Below are 22142 nucleotides of genomic sequence, written 5' to 3' on the forward strand. Positions count from 1 at the left end.
TAGTTGATACTAAAAGCTTAACAATATTCCCTTTGCATTTGTATGTTCATATTGTGCAAAAATACCGCTACTTTGTGGTTCATTCCCATTTGTCATAGACGCAGCAAAAAGATGACTCCTGATGAATTCGAGGAGCCACCTGCTTTCGGCATTACATTTTTTAATTAACGAGTTGTCTTATGTGCATGTTCTGACTATACCGCTGGCATCTTGATTCTGAATACGGTAATCGACTGAGCCGGAAACTGATGAGAAAAGCCGCTACCTTCGTACGAGAAGTCGTGCTGAATCGGTACAATCTTCTGAGGCTCATCGAAGCTGTTCTCATCCTCAAGCGAATGTCCTGCTAGTTCAAAACTTTCGACAAAGCGTTCGCCTGCCTCCTGCAAATCCTCCAAAGCAATATCCGCAGCTACAGCAACGTCCTGCATATTAACAACCTTGACGATTGTGTCGCCTGTTGCGTCATCTGCGCTTGAAGAATAGTAGAGCGGCTGGAGAGATGGTAGCTTATCAACCGTATCATGAATGAGCTCACCATTGATGAAGCCGCGCACCTGTCTGCCCGATACTTCAAGCGCAAGCTCATATGTGACGTCCGTCTCGACAGCGAACAAGCTTTGAGTTAAGCAAGAGCTTCGTCCGTTCACACGAGAGCTGATCATCGAATCTTGATTTTGCCAGCCGCCGAGTTCCCAGAATAATTGGTTTTGGTCATCTGCTTGGCCAAAGTACACGACAAATCCTTTCGTTCCGCTCGTCCTCTTAGCCGTCATGTATAGCGTATAGTTCGTCCAATCGGTATCACCAAGTCGCGCTGAGCCCTTCGCCTTGCCTTCGAGGCGAGCTTCTTCTGTATCCGACAGCTCGGCCGTCCAGCCGACGAAAGATCGTTCTTCGCTTGTATCGTTGTTTACGATGCGTACGTCCGAGAAGTTGACACTGCTAGCGTTCGCAGCAAACTCAATTGCCCCATTAATGGGCTTCAGATCGGTCGCTTGCAGCTCCTCGAAGCCGCTCGCTTCTATGTGGAGTAATTGGTCGCCTTGATGGTGCATGAACAGCTGCTGCACATAATAGTTCGCTGTTCCAAACACCTCATGATTGTTGAACCAGATTAGATCTGGCTTCCAGTTCACGTAATCAACGTTACATAGCATCGGCGCATAGCAGGCAAGTCCAACCGCATGGGCATTGCGTTCCAAGCCAATCATGAATGTCGCTTCCGCGAGCGCATTATAATACGTATTGCCCCATGAGGCGTATTCACCTAGAAACACCTTCGGCTCATCAGCCTTAAACTTGTCATAGCGATCAAAGTTAGCCAGAAACCACTCAGGCGACTGATAATAATGCTCATCTACCAAATCCGATTGATTATCTCTTGCCGATTTCCAGCCCCGTTCATATTCCCCTCCTGCAGCGAAAGGACCACTTGAATTGATGATCTTAATATGTGGATACTTTGCCTTGATCGCTTGGTGGAAGTATGTATATCTCTCGAAGAACGGTTCACCGACCTCCTCATTGCCAATACCGATATATTCAAGTCCGAACGGCTCAGCATGTCCAAGCTGAGTACGGATTTCTCCCCATTTCGTTGATGAATCGCCATTCGCGAATTCGATCAGATCAAGTGCATCATCGATCCATGGTCCCAGCTCATCAATCGGTACGATCCGCTTATGGTGAGGGTCATACCCGGCTGGCAAGATGGGAATCGGTTTCGCACCAATATCCTTGCAGAACAGGAAGTATTCATAATAGCCTAAACCAAGTGTCTGATTATATCGCCAATTATTTCTTCTCGAAGGACGTTGTTCAACTGGACCAATCGTGTTCTTCCAACGGTACATCGAGTCGCGATCATCCGAGTTAAGTGAACCATCATGTACGAGACAACCACCTGGAAAACGTATAAACTTCGGCTTCAACTCAGCCAGTAAAGACGCAATATCTTCCCGCAGCCCGTTTGTACGTCCTAGAAACGTCTGAACCGGGAACAACGAGATCATATCCATATACAGCTTACCTACTCCAGTTGTCGTTATCGTCAGCCTACTGCTGAAATTTGTTTCATTAATTGAAATAACCGCCTCGTATCTACTCCATTCAGACGAGTCCACCACAACAGTCGCTTCTCCGTGAACGACTCCTGCCTTGCTTTCAATCGCAATGCGAACCGGCTCACTCAAGCTTTCATCACGCTTCGCGTAGAAGGAAAATCGATAGTCTTCTCCCACCCTAATCGGGATTCCCGAATTAAACCCTGCATTCGCCATGCCGACTCCAGCACCAGCTTTATCAATGGTAATTACGACGTAGTGTCGATTACGGTCATTGATCGGCTGCGAGTCCTCGATCCGGAGCTCGGCCTGTCCGCCACCTCTCTCGACTTTCTCCCAAGCAGTCAGCGCATGGAAATCCGGGTGATCGATCGGATCAAACTCGAACGAACGATTGCGGACTAATTCCGCATAGAGCCCACCGTCTGCCGCATGGTTTAAGTCCTCGAAGAAAATGCCGAATAAATCGCCGAGTTCCGCCCCCCGTTGCTGCGTATAAATCTTAAGCTTACCTTTTGTCTCACTCATATGAATCTCCTCCACTAATTGTTATTCACGTCCACGTTAGTTACTATAGGTATCACTTATCCTCACAACTGAAATATAATCCATAATATTATTGTTATACAATCTTATTTTCCTTCTTTATGTCGCAATCGTAAATGATGTATGATAGGTATTAACTGATTTATTGTCCAATTATGTGGAGGGATTATCTTGATTGATATTAAAAGATGTGGCTACAATACTACGCATCAAGAAGGGTTCAGCATCGATCGTCCAGATGGCTCCGGCGATTATTTATTTGTGCTCTTCCGCTGCAGGATAGAGGTCGAATCGAAGGGCAAACGTATCGTCACAGAACAAAACAGCTATATTCTGTTTGATAGAGGTAGCAAACAATACTATAAAGTTTTTGAGCAGCAGATGGTGCATGACTGGTTCCACTTTGATTCCGATGAAATAGACGAGCTTTGCGAGCAGCTTCGACTTCCGCTTGATACGATCATGACTGCTCACGATCCTTTTTATATTTCTAGAAAGGTGAGCGAGCTGCAAAGTGAGCATGTACATAACGGCCCATACAAACGCGAGATTATGGACGCCACCGTACGTTGCCTGCTTATGAAGCTTAGCGAAATGCATACCCGTATTGATTCCAATCATCAGATTAGTAAGCATTACGAACAATTTATTAATCTCCGAAACATGATCTATAATACACCTTCAATTTCGTATTCCATCGATGAGCTCGCAATGAGTATGAATATGAGCAGGTCTCATTTTCAACAGCTGTACAAAGAAATATTCGGCGTGACAATCATCAACGATATTATTCATAATCGGCTCCAATACGCCATTTATTTGTTGGAAAATTTCACTCAGGATATTAAGACAATCGCAGAGCGTTGCGGCTATGAGAACGAGGTTCACTTTATGAGACAATTCAAGAAGAGCGTACACTTAACGCCGACCCAGTATCGCCGTAAATACCGATCGTCTGCCACGTGACACTCCTTTTCACCAATTAACAGCTTTAACTTACATCATAACGTCTGGCTACGGAGCGTGATATGTTCCCAGTTTGCAAACTTAGTGTTCCGTTCGTAGATTTCGATCAGAGTATGCTATATTTGCTTAGCCTTTATTCATAATACAGTGCGAATACATCTCTCCTAAGTTTCATAATTTTGGGGATACCAAAAAGCCTTAATAAATCAGCATTTCTGCTGCTATCAAGGCTTTTCTTTGCCTCATTCATAATGGTTAGATATCTCATTTCAATCGCTTCGACTTACACGAAAACCTTGATCAGGACCAAAGCCATTTGCCTCGAACTTGCCTCGAAAAGATGCTTCATTGTTGCTGATATCTCCTATCCAGCCGCCACCCTTTACAACTCGGTATAAACCTTCCTTAATATCCACATCTTCATACCAATTCCATACCCATTCCCTTACATTACCTGACATATCATAAAGTCCTAGCTCATTGGGTTCCTTTGAGCCGACCACTTTTGTTTGATTATTGTTACTTTCTATGATAGGCCAATTCCAATCTCCAGTTAAGTAGTTATCGCCAGCATTTTTCCAATACCATGCTACTTCATCAGCTTCATCACTTCCACTGTATGTGTACCCCTCACTCATCTGACCTCCACTCGAAGCATATTCCCACTCCGCTTCGGTCGGCAAACGGTAGCCATTAGCTCCCTCATTGATGGTTACTGTCCATTTCATATTGTCGTATTCACTTTTATTTTCCGGATCTTTTTTCTTCATGTCTATATTGTAATAAGGTTTTAACCCCTCTTGTATACTCCTTTTATTACAGTACTCAATGACGTCGTACCAGCTTACCATTTCTACGGGTAAACTTTCGCCTATGAATTCTGAAGGATTACTGCCCATTATATTCTTCCACTCTTGTTGAGTCACTTCATATTTACTTATATAAAAGTCAGATATTGTTACATCTTTTTCATAGAAATTAGTTTTAGTATTCACGAAAGTCCCGCCTGCGACGAGCACAAAGTTCTCATTCGTCTCATGTATTTCATTGTTTTCATTGTTTGTAGTATTCTTTGTTTCCGTTCCTTTTGAACATGCGCTAGTAACTAATATAATAGAAATGAAAAGGAAAACTAACCATTTTCTCATTGATATATCTCCTTTAAATGAAGAGGAAGAGTTATAGTTTGAAATATATAAGGCCGCCGGATGTGAGACCGGCAGGCCTTAGCAATACCAAATAAAAAATTTACTCTATATAATGAAAGTCATCAAGCATTCGCAATTTTCCTTGTTTTACCGCTTACCATACCGTTACGTTAGAACTACCACTACTTTGATAGCCTTCTGTCGCCATGATCTGGTAAGACCAATTATAGCCAAGATGCATACCGACATTTTTCCACGCGTTAACATGGTTGCCAAAAGTAATAGCTACGTTGCTACCTGTCGCTCTTTTTGACTGTCGTACACTCCAGTACTGAGTAAATGTTTGTGTACCGTCAATGGAAGGCGCATTGTAGCGAGTAGTAGTATATATGTCATAGGTGCCACCATCACTGTACACGCTACCTTTGTACGTTCCAGTAGGTCTATAAGTGCCCCAGCTATCCACAACGTAATATTCTATGAGTGAGCTTCTTGTCCACCCGTAAAGAGTCAAATATCCGTTTCCTGATGGCGCCCAAACGCCAGCATTATAATTGACTGTACGAGTTGGTGAACCAACATTCCATCCTTTACCTGTAACAAAATTACCGGTATTACTCCAGTTTACGCTGTAATTCCCGCCAGCTCCGTTAGTAGCATTTACTGTTCCGCCACCATCGGTCCAATTTTGATAATAGTCTGTCGCTGCGCTTGAAGATGCACCAATCAAGCCAAAACTCATTGAAGCTACAATCGCTAAACTCAAAAATGTCTTTTTGAACTTAAACATAATCATCCTCCTCAAATAATTAGATTTGACACAACTTGTCTACATACCAGCTGTAAGTTGCTTCACTTGCAGTACATAACTTATCCTGTGTCTTATTCTGTGAGCTTTTCCTTGTCCTCCTTTCTAAATAGATTATATAAAGTAAACGCTTACATAACATTGAACTAATTAAAGATTTTACTATAATTATTTTACATATCCAAAATAAGGAATGAATAACTTAGAACACCAGAGTTAAAGCTCCGCAGATCAAGCATTTATACATGACACTGCGGAATGGATGATTTCCTCCTAACCAAAAACTGATAAGTATGCCATTTTTCATGTAGCAGTCAACGAATTTTATCCAGAAAAAGATTCAATTGTTCATGAGAGTTAACTTTAATTTTCAAATGGTAACAGCCTTCTCCCGATACTCGGTGAACTTCCACTACCTCATCTCAATCATTAATTAATCTTATAAATGAATCATGGTTTGCTGTTTTCATATAAATAATGACAAACGCTGTATACGTAAGTCCTAATTTCATTTCATCAATGATTAGAGAGTAAGCTTTAATTACACCACTTTCCTCAAGTTTTTTTATACGATTTCCAACGGCTTGTCCCGTCATATGAATTTGTTCACCTAAGTCTTTCCATTGAATACGTGAATTTTCGGATAATAACCGAAGGATCTGAAAATCAATGTTATCAAGGCAAGGTAGTACCAGCTGAACAGGTCCATTATGCGTTTGTCGGTGCCCTTAACTGTATGTACTGTGAAGTAAATTCTACCGAAGATTTCCTACAACAATAAGTATTCCCACCCGATAAAAGATCAAAGAACCCTGTTATTATCCCTGCTAAGCCAAAAGCCCCGTAGATACACGCATTCTGCATGATCACGTAGGGCGATTTATTGATAGACTTTCTTATTTTATGACAGGGGAATTTTTATTGATTTTGTCATGTTCTTTATGCTGTTTTAATATCTAGAGTTTTCCTCAAAACCAATTGATAATTCATTCTAATGCAACATATGCAAAGTTTACTAGATTCTTGTTCGTTACGATAAAAATGTTCGAAGTTTAATGATTTCAATACCCGCGAGCATTACTATGCCTATTCCATGAGTATCATTCAAGCGTGGCAGAAGATCATATTTATAGTATTCGTAATTATAGGAGTATCCTGATCCTCTACATACACCCAATATATTCCCCGCTTCATCTACACCATATTGTGCGAGTGCTTCCCATCCATAGTATGCACTTTCAACATATGGAATTGGGTTATCGTACCAGCCATTTTGCACTCCGCTTGCCAATGCATATATAAACATCGCCGTGCAGGAAGTTTCCTCATAGGAATCATGATCATCAACTATTTGATGCCACATTCCCCTTTCCCCTTGAAGCTGTTGATAGCCTTGACTTAATTGTCTGAACATCGTAAGCAGCTCACCATATTTCTCATGCTGCGGTGACAATTCCGCTAATAACTCTGCAAGTGAGAATATTACCCAGCCATTCCCCCTACCCCAAGAGACCGTATTCTGCTTATTAAATTTCATATCATAAACATGATGCATAATTTGAAGCTCTTCTCGGTATAAGTAATGACGATACTGCAAAATTTGATGTACAGCATCATCTATATATCGGATATTCTGTGTATAACGGTAGTATCGAACTAAAAATGGAACACTCATGTAGAGATCATCACACCACATTGTATGCTGCATAAAATCCGTACTTCCTTTTAAGCGATATAAGGTCCCATCTGGAAGCCGCTCCTGCTCATCCGTAATAAAGCCAGCTATTCGCTCAGCAACGGATACACTTCCTATTAAAGGGTAATTTTCCATAGTAAACAGCATCGTAGCTCCGAAAGAGCCGCAATCATCCAGACTGTCCATCAGCACGATTTGCTGATTTATTCCAGGGGCTCCGTACTGCTTACAATCCCATTTGGCATACTCATAATATTTCGTGCATAGTTCAATATGATTTTGCACATACGACTCAAACGATTCGATAGATAATATTTTCCCCGTACTTAATAATCCATATAAAGTTACACCTAACGGGTAATTCCATTTGCCATAATGAGTCGTTTCAACGAAGGGGCGAATTCTACTAAAAGGCGCATCTATATACCAATAATCTAATCCATTCTTTGTAGTATGTAAATTAGATAATTCAATAATTTGTTCTCGCACCGCTTCATCTATCGTTACATAAGGACCGCTATAGAGCCAATGTTCTGACGTTCCTTCAACGGAGACAGGACAATCCAACTTTACATATTCATTATTAAACTTGAAGTCCCAGCCCATTGCATTATACTGTAACTGAATCATTAAAGAATGAGCTCGATCTGTAGCTATATCTGCAGTAAACTCAAAATCATGCTCACCTTCACCAACAGACTCTGCTTGAAATTGTAGCTGTCCATCAATAAAAATCTGGAGTTCGCCTTTATAACGGCCTGTCAAATGAACAGGACTATCATTCTCCTTCGAGATCATTGTCCAAGCAATCGCATAGTTACCCTGCTCGCCATTTGTAAATATCCGCTTAATGGCAGTCAACTCTTGTTCGTTAGAAGACCATGTGGCATTTGGATACCAGCTTATTCCATCCTCATATTCTGATCTCTCTGTAGACGGAATAAATGGCAACTCCGTTGTGAGAGCTTCCGTAAAAATCCAGCCTTCGCCCCCCGCTCGTTCTAAGGACGGCATAATGAAATGCAGTGGTAATCCTTTAATAGAGCCAGTTCCGAATTTAGCACCGCAGCCCGTTTCTGTTTTCATAAAACGCAAAACAAAATGATTCCAACCTTTCCCGAGCGATAACCTGAACCAACTGCGCCGTTCAGGAAAAACCTCCTCCTCAATATTGGCATAATGAACCCTTTCGCCATTCAGGAATACTTGTGTCGGACCATAACAACTAAGACTAAACGGAAGCTCCTGCGCTTCTTCCATCCATAGCTTCGACCAAGCATATACGTATTGATTGTTTTGTAGCTCAGGTAATGCCTCTATCATATTTAAGTCATATCTAAAATCTTTGCCTCTAGTAAATCCAGCATAGTTCATTACACGAAATTGATAGGAAGCAGGAGGCTGATCCTCCATATACTTTCGACCAACTGATGTAAGCAGCTTTTCAACCTGCTGTATCATACATATTCACCACCTGGATATAAGGTAGATGCGTATAGTCGCTTACTCTCTATCAAGCCTTTCGAAACAGGCTGATTATTAATATCAAGCTGCACAGAGCTGTAAATGACTACTTTTTCATCATTGTATATAACAATTTGTTCAAAGCCAGACTGAACTAGATCGGCATGAACAACATATCCGTCTACAGGGAAAGAAACTACTGGCTCCATATGACCATTGTACAATGTTGGGAAAACGCCTCCACCTCTTCGATATGCCAAAATATAATCTACTCCACTATCATCCCATTGACGCATCGTTTCAATAATAGTTAGCCAACCGTTTGTTGTACGCTCTTCCTTCCATAACTCTTGACCGTGTTGATCCAATAAGAAAATACCGTCTTTCCCGGTTTCAGTCATTGTCCCGCCCATATCTCCGCGAACAATACGATCTAGCCCCGCAATTTGCAGACCTGGCAAATCTGCTCTAAATTTGCCCAGTGCAATATGCTGAGATTCAATGGAACCGTCATGACGCCAAAGCTCATTACCTTCAATGTCATACATGACAGTAACACTACCACCAATTACGATTTGCTGATTACCACGACCCAATACATCACCAACCCACACACAGTCTGCATGGTCTTCAAGTGGCAGCGTTGACCATTTTAATTCCCCTTGTGGTGTAAGTACATCATATCCCGCGATAACATCATCTTTACCATCTTGATCAAAATCAAATACCCAAGGATAGTGACCTGGATTACCTTCATAGCTCCACAACACATTCCAATCATAATCCATTGCCCATAATGTACGGTATCGATCCTTCAAAATAATATCTTGAGCTTTCTCTGTTCCACGTAAATTACAAACAATAATACAATCATGCGCCTCATCCCCTGGCAGCGACAATGCTCGCTTCGTAGCTCCAGTAGCCCCGTCAAGCGCAAGAAATTGCTTGTTCATTACGCAAAGAACTTCATTGGCTCCATCTCTATCCCAGTCATAAATTTGGGCGGGGAAATCTGAACCTAAAGTACCAGCATCTTCCGTCGGTGTTCCAACCTGCCATATTATTTCACCATTCAATTTATAAGCGGTCAAAGCCTGAACCTGATGTGGAACATAGCGATCATCGATTCCTCCGTCTGCCTGAACAAACAGTAGCTCCATAGCTCCATCTCCATCTAAATCGCCAACAAGTACTTTACAATGTGGTCCTGCTTCTGAAACATCGATTTGTATTAATTCAAAATAATTTTTATTTACTTCTGTATGCATCTATCACCGCTCCCATCAGATAAAATGATCCCTTCAGTGCATTTTCAATAAATGCGCTGAAGGGCTTCTTAATACTAATTTATACTATTTAGATGCTGCGTAAAGCTCATTAATTTCAGCGATATATTCGTTTCCGCCATTCTTTTTCCATAGCTCAATCGCTGCATCTAAGCCTGCATCATCAATTTGACCAACGATATATTGAATACGAGCATCTGCAATGATGTTATCCATCTGTTGTCCTTGCTTCGCATACACTTCAGAGATTAATGGCTCTGCTGGATTTCCAACGACAATTTGCACGTTCGCAGCTTGAACTTCATCAATTTTTTTGTTTATCGTTGTCATTTCAATAGTAGGTGCTAATGGACCAATAAATGTCAGCATTTGATTCATGCTTTCCATTTCTTTAATAAGGGAAGTATCTTCTGCAGTCGTTAATGCTTTAATATGACCATCAACTAATTCATAATGTCTTCCTTCAATACCGTAGCCAAGCAATAATTGCATTTCTGGATCACCAATCTGATCTAAAAAGTGTAATACGCGTTTCAAATCATCTTCCGTTTTAACGGATGATTTTGAAATAGCGATGACATTGGAATAGCCTGAAGTAGGCATATCGTGATGTCCCTTTGGACCTACTGGTGCTTGGAAGACATCCGTGTATGGAACATCGCGGTTCGCTTTTTCTTGCATTGAATTATCAATACGGCGAGAAACGTCTGCTACGTCTACGATAACCCCTGCTTTACCATTTATAATCGGATCGCTCCATATTGCGGGATCCATAACAGCAAAATCATCATTTACTAAGCCTTCATCGTAAAGTTTTTTGAAAAATGTCAGTGCTTCTTTGTACTCTGGGAATAGATGCGTTGGCAGCAATTGACCGTTAGCATCCTCACCCCATTTATTCGGAGCGCCAAACCAAGTTTGCATAATATCCCATGGTCCAGCATATTTCGTAATTACCATACCATAAGTATCATTTTGATCATTTTGATCGGGATCATTTTCTTTAAACGCCTTTAGCATTTCATAGAACTCATCAATTGTCGTCGGTGCAGCCATGCTTACATTGGCAAGCCAATCTCTGTTTACAGTTACGCCCATTCTTCCAAGAACACGTCCACGGTAAATACCGTATGTTTTTCCATCAACAGAGGAGTTATTCAATATAATTTCATTTGCCATGCTTAAGTTCGGATAATCTTTTAAGTAAGATCCAATTTCCCAAAAAGCCCCTGTTCTTGCAGCATTAATATAACTTGCAGAGTTGCGATCAAGTACCATTAAATGGGGCATTTGACCAGATACTAACGTAATATTCGCTTTATCCGGGTACGAGCTGTTTGGTACAAATTGCATATGGACCTCTGTGTTTGTATATTCCTCCAGTGCCTTAATGACCGGGGAATTGCGATCCGGCAATTCTGTACTGAAAGCAGGTACCATAATCTCTAGCTTTAGAGGTGGCAATACGGCTTCCTCAATTGGTGTGTTAGCTTCTGCTTCCTTAGTCGGAGTAGCAGTACTAGTCAACTCAGGCGTACCAGAATTTTTTGCACAGCCCGTAAAGATTACACTTACTAATGCGAGCATTACTACAATAATTGCTACATTAACCCTCTTCTTCTGTTCAATCATTTTCAACTTCCTCCCTTTAATATAAAAATGATAGTACATATATTTAGATATCGCATGGCGATAAACTAACCTTTGATAGATCCAAGCAAAGCACCTTTGGCAAAATGCTTCTGCAAAAATGGATATACTAGTAAAATTGGTAGCGTACCTACTATAATAACTGCCATCTTCACAGATTGATCTGGCGGCTTAACAAAGTTGGGATCAGCACTCATATCTCCAATAGCTAGCTGCGACAGCATAACGATTTCGCGAAGCATAACCTGAAGCGGCCATTTCGTATGATCATTCAAATACAGTAATGCTGAGAAGAAATTATTCCAATGTCCTACGGCGTAGAATAAACCAAAGGTTGCAATGATCGGCATCGATAGCGGAATAACAATTTTCCACAGTACACCTATATCTGTACAGCCATCAATTCTAGCTGACTCCTCCAAGCCTGGCGGCAAGTTTTGAAAAAAGTTTCGAATTACGATTAGATTAAAGGCACTAATTGCTGCTGGTAAAATAACGGCAGCATAGCTGTTTATTAAGCCCAGATCTTTAACAACAAGATAAGATGGAATCATCCCTCCACTAAAGAGCATAGAGAAAATGACAAGATTCATAACAAAGTTTCTACCCATCAGCTCTTTGCGTGAAAGCGCATACGCCATAGTCAAAGTAAAAAATAAATTTGTTAATGTTCCGACGACTGTAATAAAGATAGATACGCCCATACTGCGAAATATGGTATTTGTTGAAAAGATATACTGATACGCAGTTATCGAGATATCTCTAGGAATTAAGAAAAAGTCACGCTCCGCCAATTCTGCTTCTGTTGCAAATGAACCTGCTACAATATAAATAAAAGGAAGCAGCGTAATCAAAGCAAATATAGCTAGAAAGACATAATTAAAAATATCAAAAAATCGTTCGCTAATCTGATCGTGCTTATTGAGCATAGAGCATGCACCTCCTTATGTTAATATAGGCCTTCTTGTCCCATACGTTTGGCTATCCAGTTACTTCCGTAAATTAGAATAATACCTATAACTGATTTGAATAATCCAATTGCGGTACTGTAGCTAAATGCACCCTGCGTAATTCCGACAAAGTAAACATAGGTATCGAATACGTCTGCAACCGTTCGATTCAGCGAGTTGGTCATTAAGAAGATTTGTTCAAACCCATTATCTAAAAAGTTACCTAACCGAAGTATTAATAAAATAGTGACGACCGGAAGGATAGACGGAATCGTAACATTCCAAAGCCGCTGCCATCTCGTTGCCCCATCCACAATTGCTGCTTCATATTGCTCTACATCCACTGCAGACAGCGCAGCTAAAAATATAATCGTTCCCCAACCTGTTTCCTTCCACATTATTTGTAAAATAATCATCGGTCTAAACCATGCTGGATCTGCTAAAAAGTTAATTTTTCCGCCGGTTGCATTAAATATAATTTCATTTACTATTCCGCCCTGTGTCGTTAAGAACACATAAGTCATACTTGCTACAATAACCATTGAAATAAAATGCGGAATATAAATCATTGTTTGTATCAGCCTTTTGAACACTGAAATACGTATTTCATTTAATAACAGGGCAACTATTATAGGTGCCGGAAAAAAGAAAACTAAATCATATACTGCGAGTATCATCGTATTTCTTAATAGCCTTAAAAAATCGGGATTTGCGAAAAAGATTTTGAAATGTTCAAACCCAACCCATTCACTATTCCAAAACCCAACATAAGGTTGAAAATTTTGAAAAGCAATCAATACTCCCCACATTGGCAAATACTTAAATACTAAGAAGTAAAGCAAACCTGGCAGTAATAGCAGATAAAGCCAGCGATCTCTCTTTAATCGAAGTAGCCAGCGCGGAGGACCAAGTTGCTGGGGTACTCCCGGTTCAGCCGTTAGCGATTCTGTTATCATATTGTTTTTCACTTATCGATTCCTCCTCCACGTTCCATTTGTTTGTTTGTGATTGTAGTATCTCGAACATTGAGTAGCAGAGCAATTATATTTTTTTGCATAAAAAAAGCCTTGATTTACAAGGCTTTTCGGAGCATGAACACTTTTTTGATTCACTGGTATTTTTTTGTTAAGAAGTGGATTCTCTATATTCACTAGGTGTTTGCCCAACCTGCTTTTTGAAAATACGATTAAAATACCTTTGCTGATATCCTACTTCTGTTGCAATGTCGTTGATCTTCATCGGAGTCTGACGAAGTAATTCTTTTGCCCTATTTATTCTAAGATCAGTTACATAATCAATAAAGTTAACTCCAGTTATGTTCTTAAATAGTTTGCTTAATGCATAGAAGTTCATCCCTACTTGGTCAGCACATTGGTCTAGCGAAATATCTTCATGGAAATGCTGATGAATAAAGTTCAATACCTCACTAATTGTACTCTGCTGCTGCACATTGACACGAGATGCTCTTTCCTCAATATAAGGTAGAACAACTTTCCTTGTAATCCATCTGAGCATTTGCTGCGGATCACGAATTTGTGAAAGCTTGCTGTACATATTTTCCCCCTTGAATAATTTATCTGGGTTAACACCAGATTGCATCATCATGTGTTGAATGCTTCCAAGCAGCTGTAAAATATTTTGCTGTGCATTACGTTCTCTTTGTTGATCCCCTGCACCCGTTTCCATAAAACTTTGCAATAGCTGTTCTGCTGCATGCAGCTCTCCTGCACGTAGAGCTTGTAATATTTCTAACTCAAGCTCGAAAGGATATTGAATATCATCTAAAGCAAAATCCGTCGGTGATGCTTCTAATAATATCATTTGATTCTGATTGCGGAATTGTCGATAGCTCGCCGCTCTTTCAAGCTCCATAAATGTATTTGCCATTTTTTTAATTTCAGTTGTTTCACGGCTAGCGGTAGTAATGACTTGCAATTTTAAGAGTTGATTAACAAGCTCAGTCATTTCCTTGCAAAACTCAATGAGGGTATCATGGATTTCATACCCTGTAGGCTCCATAATAAAAATCCCTACTGATAAGTCATGGAAGTTCATGACATGACATTGACTAAATCGACCAGAGATTAACTCATCGGCTATATTATAGGCGGCAAACGTAATAAGCCCCTCATCATTTGATGTCATTTGATTGTCTAATGAATCCATCCCAATAAGATAGATGTGAATAAAATAGTAGGAATGTGTATCTACCTTCCATTGCAAGCTCCGCATTCTATTGAGCAAATCGCCTTCACTTAGAGATTGCAGATGTCCTTGCAACAATTGCATAAGAAAGCTGTTTCGCAGCATAGGTTGTGCCGAAGCGACTTCTTGCTTCAATAGTAAACTTTGCTTGGCAACATTGGACCATATCGATTCAATATAGCGGAATTCATCCTTATCGCTTTTATTATTGAGACGCTCTGGATCAATATATCTAATTAATCTAACAATAGGAGAATACATGCGATTTGAAACTATGAAAGACAATAGCAAGCCTATTAATATACTGCTACCACTTATGATCAATATAAATTTAGATAGGACGACTACTGGTGACGTGATTGCCGATGTTGGCGACGCTGATACGTAAATCCATTCCTCAGCAATTCTTTTCATAATCCCATAGGAAACTGTATAACTTTCTCCCTTGTATTCATACACCAAACTTCCATTCTGCTGATCACCCTGAATAATTAGTGCTGTAAGTTGGCTCTGTAAGTCTAATTCATAATTTTGGTCCGATAGTATTGCCTTACCATCATTTTGCATAAGAAAGGTTATTCCCTCATTGTAAGGGGTCATCGTTCGTAGTAAGTTAATGACCTTTTCCCTATTTAATTTTACGATTAATGCTCCTATTGGGCTGCTACTCTCACCTGGAACCTTATGTATAAGCATTAATGGTGATTCGGCTTCATCTCCACTCGTATAATCCCAATATACTCTTCTTTTATCGGCTAATATTTCTTCATAACTATGTATTAACTCATCGTTAAAAACTTGATAATATTCCGTTTTAAACAATATTGGCGGAGTGCGCTTCAAATATAGCTCTACATCTTTCACTAATGGATGGGAACCTTCCATTATATTAAGAGATTTTGTAATATTCCACGTATCCTGAAAATAATAAACAAAGTCCAAATTACTTAATCCAAAACCAAACTGTGGGTTAAATGCCCAGTTAGAAAGGTTTAATTCCAAATAATTCAGTTGATCATCAATATTGGAAACTCTCTCCGTCATTTGATGATGATGTAAAGCACTTAAATCCTTTTCCATATGCTTCACACCAATTTGATATATAAATAATCCAGTGATAAATCCTGGAATACTTGCAGCAAGTAAAATAGAAATCATACTTTTTCGATAAAAGACACCTTTATGTCCCCATATCCCACCTATTTTACTTCTGACCTTTTCTAGTAACATTATATCCCCCTTCAATTCCGTTAATATTACGTTATAGCTCATGATTATAACAATTAGCAAGAATGAAAGCGCTGACATAAAAGTGTACTTCGAGACTTGTGTACGCGAACTTTCCTTATTTAATGGTATTCGCTAAATGAATTATAATATCCTGCCCGGCAGCTTAATGAATCGTCAATAGTCGAAGAATAGAGGATATAATAAACAAAACACCCTATAAAATGGACTTTTTTCAAAGTCTCTATCTTATAGGGTACACTTTATTATTACTTTATAATATTAATTCCTAACAGCACTAAAATCCCCATTCCAACAGCCCATACTACAATAGCAATCGTTTGCCAAATAATCACATATCGTTTCGATGCACCTGAGGCAATACATATTAAAGCAGCTAGATGGTCCCCGATCAACAACGGACCAATGAGTGACACTCCGGGAACACCAAACTTATGGAATAGATTCTGTCCTCGTTCTAAACGTTTGTTTTGCTTTTCTTGTTTACGTTCAGATGTTTTTCTACTTTGTAGCCACTGCTTAACACGATCACTGGCTAGGATAACAACCATAACTGAAATCCAGTTACCAACGATTGCAGCTACTATCGTCATCACTGCAGAGAATCCAATCGCAATCCCAACAGGTACTGCAAAATATCCTTCGAGAAATGGGATCATTGCCACAATCATAACCCCAATGAATTGTAATATCGGATTTGAATCTTGCAACTCTTGTAAAAATTGTTCTATCATGTTGTACCATCCTTCTTTATTGATGTATGCAGGTCTCCTAGTAGTCGTTCATTCTGTGGGTAAAGGTTAAAACTGTAATTACCCACCGAGTAATTCACTACACCAATTAAATCTTATAAGCTTTCATCGCTTTACGAAGCTCTTTCCAGCTTGGACGTTTGCCGTACATTAATACTCCAGTACGATAAATTTTTGCTGATATTAGAACTGTCAAGTAGATCGTAACGAGTAGAATACCTAGTGATAGTAGCACTTCCCATATTGGCGTATCTGTTAGACCAATACGTAATACCATAACGAATGGTGAGAACAATGGAATAAAGCTACAGATCTTCACAAGCATGCTATCTGGTGTTGATATGTTGAAGATCGCGATATAGAAACCAGCCAATGAGATAAATGTCATCGGCATTACCGCTTGACCTAAATCTTCTGTTCTACTTACGATAGAACCTAAAGCTGCATAAAGTGTTGCAAATAAGAAGAATCCAGTTAAGAAATACAATACTGAAAATACGAGTAACATTGGATCAACTAGTGACAAATCAATATCGAGTCCTGCAAGTACATTTTTATTATGTGGTAGATTAAGATTGATTAATCCAACGCCAATGTATAGTGCTAGCTGAGATAGGACAAGTAAAAACATACCTGTAATTTTACCAAACATACTCGTTAGAGGAGACACACTTGTAATCAATACTTCCATTACGCGAGAGCTTTTCTCAGCAGTAACTTCGGAAGCGATCATCTGTCCTGAGATCATAACCGCCATGAAGAGGAAGATAATAATGAAGTAGATTACCCCCATATTCACACCTTGCTCTGTTGCATCCTTACCTTCACTTTCAACTGAGGTACCAGTACCAATTTGCACAGAATTAATAACGATAGGAGCTTTCAATTGTTCCCATTGCGCATCCGTAAGACCAGATTCTGCTAGAATCGTTTGCTGCCTAATCACTTGAAGTCCTGTCTCAATCTGAGAGGCAATCGAGAACTCCATTAGCTTCTCACTCTTCACCACGATTTGAGGGAAACCACTAGCTGTTTTCTCGCCAAATACGATGTAACTGTATAATTCACCGTCGTTCAATGCTTTCTTCAGCTGCTCTTCATCCTTAGTAGCATCACCTGTGGATGCAAAGCCTTTGAATTCGAAGCCACTATTACCAGTAGCAGTAAAGTACTCTTGTAGCTGCTTACCTGTTGTTGCTGCTAACTCATTATCCGTACTTTGAGCGTAGCCAATCGTTTTCCCTTTATCTTCTGAGTCGAACTGAGTAATGATAAATGGAATATGAATAACCGCTGATATTATAATTAGAAATACAAGGGTAGAAATCAGGAATGGCTTACCTTTTAATTTATTGAATAATGTAAATCGAACTACTGTCATGAAATTATTCATTTGCTTCACCAACCGATCTAATAAAGATTTCGTTCAAAGTAGGTTCTTTTAATTGGAAGTGTTGAACATCTGATTGTGATAATGCATGATGCAGTATACGTTTCGCAGCATCTTCGCGCTCAATTTCAATTTCAAGGCCATTCTCATGATGATGAACGGCTTTGACACCTTCAATCTTTTCAAGTCCTTTTACTTCTTTATCTGTAGTAAGTAACACTTTTTCCTTTGGAAATTGACTCTTAATTTCTTTCACATTGCCTTTTACTACTTCATTCGAACGATGTAATATTGTAATATTGCGACATAGCTCTTCAACATGCTCCATACGGTGAGTGGAGAATACGATACTTGCCCCTTCATCACGTAATTCCTTCACTGTTGCCTTCAATAGTTCTACATTAACAGGATCAAGACCACTGAATGCTTCGTCCATTATAAGGAATTGTGGTTTATGAATAATAGCTGATATAAATTGAATCTTTTGTTGATTACCTTTGGATAGCTCTTCAACACGCTTATTGTAATTTTCAGGAACACCGAAACGTTCCAACCATTCCTTCAAGCTACTATCAGCATCTTTCGCTGACATCCCTTTCAGCTGTGCAAGATAGATTAGCTGCTCACTAACTTTAATTTTCGGATACAGACCACGCTCTTCAGGCAAATAGCCAATATTGTTCAATAGTGATTTGTCATATGGCTTTCCATTATATTGAATATGTCCTTGATCCGGATAAATTAGTCCAAGAATCATACGCATTGTCGTTGTTTTACCAGCACCATTGGCTCCTAATAGCCCGTAAATTTCACCACGACCAACTTCAAATTGTACTCCGTTAACTGCAGTTTTGTCAGCATACTGTTTGTATACTTTGTTAATTACTAATGGATTCACAATTTTCCCACCTCTACATTAATTTGAAAAATGACCAACCTGATTGATATGCTGCAGCAATATGTCGTCGAGTTCTAATAGCTGCTTTGTGTGAATTTTAATGCCTCGCTCTATAAACCATTGCTCTGCTTCCCATGCTTTAGAGACAATGACTTCAAGATGTTGACCACTACTATTTTTATGCGAAACGTATCCTGAAACATGTCTAATCTCACTTAATTGCTTATCTGTACTTTCTACAAAATAAGTAGCCCAACTTTGTAGTAATTCATCCTTCTCGTAAAATCCTAGTACTCTACCATTATACTGGAATATAATGTAATCCGCCAACCGTTTTACTTCATCAACAATATGTGTTGCCATTAATATGGTCTTACTACCTGATTCCATATATTGATGTAATGTTTCAATCATTGCTTTCCAAGCAATCGGATCGAGTCCTGAGGATGGCTCATCTAGTATTAATAGATCCGGCTGATGGGATAAGGCTAGACATAGATCGAACTTACGTCTCGTACCTTTGGACATTTTTTTCAATTGAATATCATCTTTCGCATTGAGCAATGATAGTAATCCCTGATACGTCGTCTCATTCCAGTTACGATACCATTTCGCATTGAATTTTGCTTTATCTGAGCCTCTCATAAATTCATCATAGGTAGATGGTAATTCACTCATATAGCCTACTCTTTGCTTAAGTTCATCATCGTTCCCTAATCCTAGCTGGTGACCCAAAATCGTTATCGTTCCGCTCTCAGGCTTCATAAAGTTCATCAAGCAATTGAATAAAGTACTTTTACCTGATCCATTCGGACCGACAATTGCGGTAACATACCCTTCTGGAATCGTTAATTGCAGTGGACCAAGCGTGAAACTATCTCTTCTAACTTTCATATCGTCAACGACAATCGCTTGCTTCTCCATCTCTATCCTCCCAAAACTTTTCATAACTACTTCGAGTAACTTCTTAGCAATGAAAAGTTACTTCGAAAGCATAAGCTTTACAACTCATACTGCTCGATTCGTTCCTTAAGTAATTGTTCGAGCTCATCCTTAGAACATTGCACACGCTTCGCTGCTTCAAAAAGCTGTTCAATCGCTTCAACTACGACAGATTGTTTCTGGTTTTCTCGAGATTGTTCTTCAACTAATGATACATATGTCCCTGTTCCTTGCTTCGTTCGAAGTAAACCTTCATTTTCAAGATCACTATATACACGTTTAATAGTAATAACACTACACTTCAATTGAGATGCTAATTCTCTTATAGACGGAAGTAGTGTACCTGCAACTAATGTCCCGCTAATGATCAACGCTCTAAGTTGTACCTCAATTTGATAGTATAGCGGCTCAGCACTTTGTTCATTAATCTGTATTGGAAGCCGCATCAATATTCACCTGCTTTAATAGTAATCATATATTTCTCTTTCGGAATTTTGGGGTAATCATTTTATGCGCTAACCAGATCGAACCTACCATTACGACTAAACTTCCAATCGATGTGAGCAAAGGTTGCTGCTTCGCTAATGTATCCATTGCTTCAATTAGACTATAACTACCTACTACATAGTACAGTACGACTAAAATTAGAAATACAAAGGGATAAGTCCAACATATGATTGAATATGTTTTCAGCGAGAACACCATTTCACAATATAGCAAAATAAAATTCAACACTAAGGATATCGCTAGAAATTGTAATGCATGTAACATAAGAGGGACATAGTCAAATGAAATATCGGATAATACCATCGCCATAATTATTAATACGTAGTAGAGGATGATTGATACTATCGAGTAAAACGTAACTCCGATAATTCTTGACCAAACAATTTGATCTTGCTTGATCGGTAACGTCCGCCAGTAGATAAGACGCTCTGCTAGCAAATCTCGCTTCATATCACCTAATGAATAAAGATGTGTTGCTACTAATCCTATTGCTGAGAAAACGATGAGCAAAATATACTCGGTAAAAAAAGAATCAAGTTCTATCCCTTCCACAACAGCCCCACTAAAAGATGTGTAAGTAAATAGTGCTACATATAATATGAAAATTAAAAAGGTTAAGTTTTTCCATCTGGCATTTTTCATATCCTGCTGCACAAGAAATCGTACTCCTTGCCAATAACTCATCTAACATCCTCCTAAAACTTTTTGTCGCATCCCGATGGACTTCTCTGCAAACAAAAAGTAGTATCGAAAGCATAACCAAACTTTTCATTCGCTTCATAATATACTTCTCGTCAATGAAAAGTAGCATCGAAAGCATAAACATTACTTTTTCCAATCCGTTATTTGAAGTAGAGTGTATATACTGTATATATCTATATACACAGTATATACACGGTGTAATATACTGTCAATACTTTTTTGATTTAATTTCCAAATATGAGAACGCACATATCTAATCGAGTCGGCTAAATACACTGGATTAGACGAAAAAAAAGATCCGATAATATTCCCACAAAGGAATATTATCGGATCTCGTGTTAATCGAATATGCTACAAAGCACTACTTCGTTATCAAAGTCTGCTTTTGGAACTTCATCTTACAATAAGGTTCGAAAAGCAGATGGAGCGTTTACTTCATCTACCTATTGTCTGAACAATGCATCAATAAATGGTTCTGTATGTCCACCTGGATAAAATATATAGAGTAAGAAGTATACTGTCACACCAGTAATAGCGGTAATAAACCAAATAACTGCCGTTACTCTACCAATTTTACGATGCTTTGAATACTTCTTCTTATAGCCTAGTGTCAATGTGGTGATACCAAAAACCGCCGCCACTGTTGCTAACGTAATATGGAAGAATAAGAAGATTAAATAGATCGTCTTCAACTCTTCTGGTCCACCCCATGTTGTATTACCAACAAAAATAGTCCGTGACGCATAAATAATGAAGAAGATAATCGCAGTTATTGCTGCCCAAAACATCATTTTTTGATGTTCTTCACGCTTCTTATTCAATATTAACTTCCAGCCAATAGCAACTAGTATCGCACTAAGCGCGATAAAGAAGGTACTAAGTGCAGGTAATATGGCAAATTCGGTTGATTCCAATGTT

17 protein-coding genes and 1 pseudogene are annotated in these 22142 nt (G+C 39.2%); 1 reads left to right on the forward strand and 17 read right to left on the reverse strand.

Features of this window, described 5'->3' with window-relative positions; all coding sequences use genetic code 11:
* Positions 1-194: 194 nt before the first annotated feature.
* Positions 195-2594 (reverse strand): alpha-L-arabinofuranosidase C-terminal domain-containing protein, encoded by a 2400-nt coding sequence (locus AC1TO5_RS09415; protein ID WP_482062561.1) that lies wholly within the window; start codon positions 2592-2594, stop codon positions 195-197.
* A gap of 189 nt (positions 2595-2783) precedes the next feature.
* On the opposite strand from AC1TO5_RS09415, the gene AC1TO5_RS09420 reads away from it, so the two are divergent.
* The gene (locus AC1TO5_RS09420) at positions 2784-3578 is read left to right on the forward strand and encodes an AraC family transcriptional regulator (RefSeq protein ID WP_482062562.1); all 795 of its coding nucleotides are present in this window, start codon (positions 2784-2786) and stop codon (positions 3576-3578) included.
* Between the two features lie 269 nt (positions 3579-3847).
* Here AC1TO5_RS09420 and AC1TO5_RS09425 read toward each other — a convergent pair whose 3' ends face one another.
* The 16 genes and pseudogenes from AC1TO5_RS09425 to AC1TO5_RS09500 all read right to left on the reverse strand — a co-directional run bounded on the left by AC1TO5_RS09425 (position 3848) and on the right by AC1TO5_RS09500 (position 22138).
* Positions 3848-4726, reverse strand: coding sequence for a formylglycine-generating enzyme family protein (locus AC1TO5_RS09425; protein WP_482062563.1), 879 nt, complete (start codon positions 4724-4726; stop codon positions 3848-3850).
* Positions 4727-4880: 154 nt separating this feature from the next.
* Positions 4881-5516 (reverse strand): glycoside hydrolase family 11 protein, encoded by a 636-nt coding sequence (locus tag AC1TO5_RS09430; protein WP_482062564.1) that lies wholly within the window; start codon positions 5514-5516, stop codon positions 4881-4883.
* A gap of 332 nt (positions 5517-5848) precedes the next feature.
* A pseudogene (locus AC1TO5_RS09435) lies at positions 5849-6229 on the reverse strand (Lrp/AsnC family transcriptional regulator).
* 335 nt (positions 6230-6564) lie between these two features.
* Positions 6565-8691 carry a glycoside hydrolase family 88/105 protein gene (locus AC1TO5_RS09440; protein ID WP_482062565.1) on the reverse strand — a complete coding sequence of 709 codons (2127 nt, stop codon included), beginning with the start codon at positions 8689-8691 and terminating at the stop codon, positions 6565-6567.
* The gene (locus AC1TO5_RS09445; RefSeq protein ID WP_482062566.1) at positions 8688-9962 is read right to left on the reverse strand and encodes a hypothetical protein; all 1275 of its coding nucleotides are present in this window, start codon (positions 9960-9962) and stop codon (positions 8688-8690) included. The genes AC1TO5_RS09440 and AC1TO5_RS09445 overlap by 4 nt, the downstream gene beginning before the upstream one ends.
* Positions 9963-10046: 84 nt before the next feature.
* Entirely contained in the window at positions 10047-11612 is a 1566-nt protein-coding gene (locus AC1TO5_RS09450) for an extracellular solute-binding protein (RefSeq protein ID WP_482062567.1), read from the reverse strand.
* A 65-nt stretch (positions 11613-11677) separates the two neighbouring features.
* Complete coding sequence (locus AC1TO5_RS09455; RefSeq protein ID WP_482062568.1) at positions 11678-12559, reverse strand: carbohydrate ABC transporter permease; 882 nt, start codon at positions 12557-12559, stop codon at positions 11678-11680.
* Between the two features lie 20 nt (positions 12560-12579).
* The gene (locus AC1TO5_RS09460; protein WP_482063097.1) at positions 12580-13536 is read right to left on the reverse strand and encodes an ABC transporter permease; all 957 of its coding nucleotides are present in this window, start codon (positions 13534-13536) and stop codon (positions 12580-12582) included.
* A 169-nt stretch (positions 13537-13705) separates the two neighbouring features.
* Entirely contained in the window at positions 13706-16015 is a 2310-nt protein-coding gene (locus tag AC1TO5_RS09465) for a helix-turn-helix domain-containing protein (protein ID WP_482062569.1), read from the reverse strand.
* A gap of 266 nt (positions 16016-16281) precedes the next feature.
* Positions 16282-16767 (reverse strand): small multi-drug export protein, encoded by a 486-nt coding sequence (locus AC1TO5_RS09470; RefSeq protein WP_482062570.1) that lies wholly within the window; start codon positions 16765-16767, stop codon positions 16282-16284.
* Between the two features lie 106 nt (positions 16768-16873).
* Complete coding sequence (locus tag AC1TO5_RS09475; RefSeq protein WP_482062571.1) at positions 16874-18178, reverse strand: ABC transporter permease; 1305 nt, start codon at positions 18176-18178, stop codon at positions 16874-16876.
* Positions 18171-19073: an ABC transporter ATP-binding protein gene (locus AC1TO5_RS09480; RefSeq protein ID WP_482062572.1), complete on the reverse strand. Its 903-nt coding sequence runs from the start codon at positions 19071-19073 to the stop codon at positions 18171-18173. Before AC1TO5_RS09480 ends, AC1TO5_RS09475 begins: the two co-directional genes overlap by 8 nt.
* 18 nt (positions 19074-19091) lie before the next feature.
* Entirely contained in the window at positions 19092-19997 is a 906-nt protein-coding gene (locus tag AC1TO5_RS09485; protein ID WP_482062573.1) for an ABC transporter ATP-binding protein, read from the reverse strand.
* A 77-nt stretch (positions 19998-20074) separates the two neighbouring features.
* Positions 20075-20461, reverse strand: a complete 387-nt coding sequence (locus tag AC1TO5_RS09490; RefSeq protein WP_482062574.1) for a GntR family transcriptional regulator — start codon at positions 20459-20461, stop codon at positions 20075-20077.
* Between the two features lie 25 nt (positions 20462-20486).
* On the reverse strand, positions 20487-21206 hold the full coding sequence (locus AC1TO5_RS09495; protein WP_482062575.1) for a hypothetical protein: 720 nt from the start codon (positions 21204-21206) through the stop codon (positions 20487-20489).
* Between the two features lie 461 nt (positions 21207-21667).
* Positions 21668-22138 (reverse strand): DUF420 domain-containing protein, encoded by a 471-nt coding sequence (locus tag AC1TO5_RS09500; protein ID WP_482062576.1) that lies wholly within the window; start codon positions 22136-22138, stop codon positions 21668-21670.
* Between the last annotated feature and the right edge of the window lie 4 nt (positions 22139-22142).

The sequence above is a fragment of the Paenibacillus sp. Y930 genome, from assembly GCF_056786375.1.

What these genes read in the sequence shown, in the direction of transcription:
- AC1TO5_RS09415 (WP_482062561.1), bottom strand. Translation starts at nt 2,594, where the DNA reads ATGAGTGAGACAAAAGGTAAGCTTAAGATTTATACGCAGCAACGGGGG.
- AC1TO5_RS09425 (WP_482062563.1), bottom strand. Translation starts at nt 4,726, where the DNA reads ATGAGAAAATGGTTAGTTTTCCTTTTCATTTCTATTATATTAGTTACT.
- AC1TO5_RS09430 (WP_482062564.1), bottom strand. Translation starts at nt 5,516, where the DNA reads ATGTTTAAGTTCAAAAAGACATTTTTGAGTTTAGCGATTGTAGCTTCA.
- AC1TO5_RS09440 (WP_482062565.1), bottom strand. Translation starts at nt 8,691, where the DNA reads ATGATACAGCAGGTTGAAAAGCTGCTTACATCAGTTGGTCGAAAGTAT.
- AC1TO5_RS09445 (WP_482062566.1), bottom strand. Translation starts at nt 9,962, where the DNA reads ATGCATACAGAAGTAAATAAAAATTATTTTGAATTAATACAAATCGAT.
- AC1TO5_RS09450 (WP_482062567.1), bottom strand. Translation starts at nt 11,612, where the DNA reads ATGATTGAACAGAAGAAGAGGGTTAATGTAGCAATTATTGTAGTAATG.
- AC1TO5_RS09455 (WP_482062568.1), bottom strand. Translation starts at nt 12,559, where the DNA reads ATGCTCAATAAGCACGATCAGATTAGCGAACGATTTTTTGATATTTTT.
- AC1TO5_RS09460 (WP_482063097.1), bottom strand. Translation starts at nt 13,536, where the DNA reads ATGATAACAGAATCGCTAACGGCTGAACCGGGAGTACCCCAGCAACTT.
- AC1TO5_RS09465 (WP_482062569.1), bottom strand. Translation starts at nt 16,015, where the DNA reads ATGTTACTAGAAAAGGTCAGAAGTAAAATAGGTGGGATATGGGGACAT.
- AC1TO5_RS09470 (WP_482062570.1), bottom strand. Translation starts at nt 16,767, where the DNA reads ATGATAGAACAATTTTTACAAGAGTTGCAAGATTCAAATCCGATATTA.
- AC1TO5_RS09475 (WP_482062571.1), bottom strand. Translation starts at nt 18,178, where the DNA reads ATGAATAATTTCATGACAGTAGTTCGATTTACATTATTCAATAAATTA.
- AC1TO5_RS09485 (WP_482062573.1), bottom strand. Translation starts at nt 19,997, where the DNA reads ATGGAGAAGCAAGCGATTGTCGTTGACGATATGAAAGTTAGAAGAGAT.
- AC1TO5_RS09490 (WP_482062574.1), bottom strand. Translation starts at nt 20,461, where the DNA reads ATGCGGCTTCCAATACAGATTAATGAACAAAGTGCTGAGCCGCTATAC.
- AC1TO5_RS09495 (WP_482062575.1), bottom strand. Translation starts at nt 21,206, where the DNA reads ATGAGTTATTGGCAAGGAGTACGATTTCTTGTGCAGCAGGATATGAAA.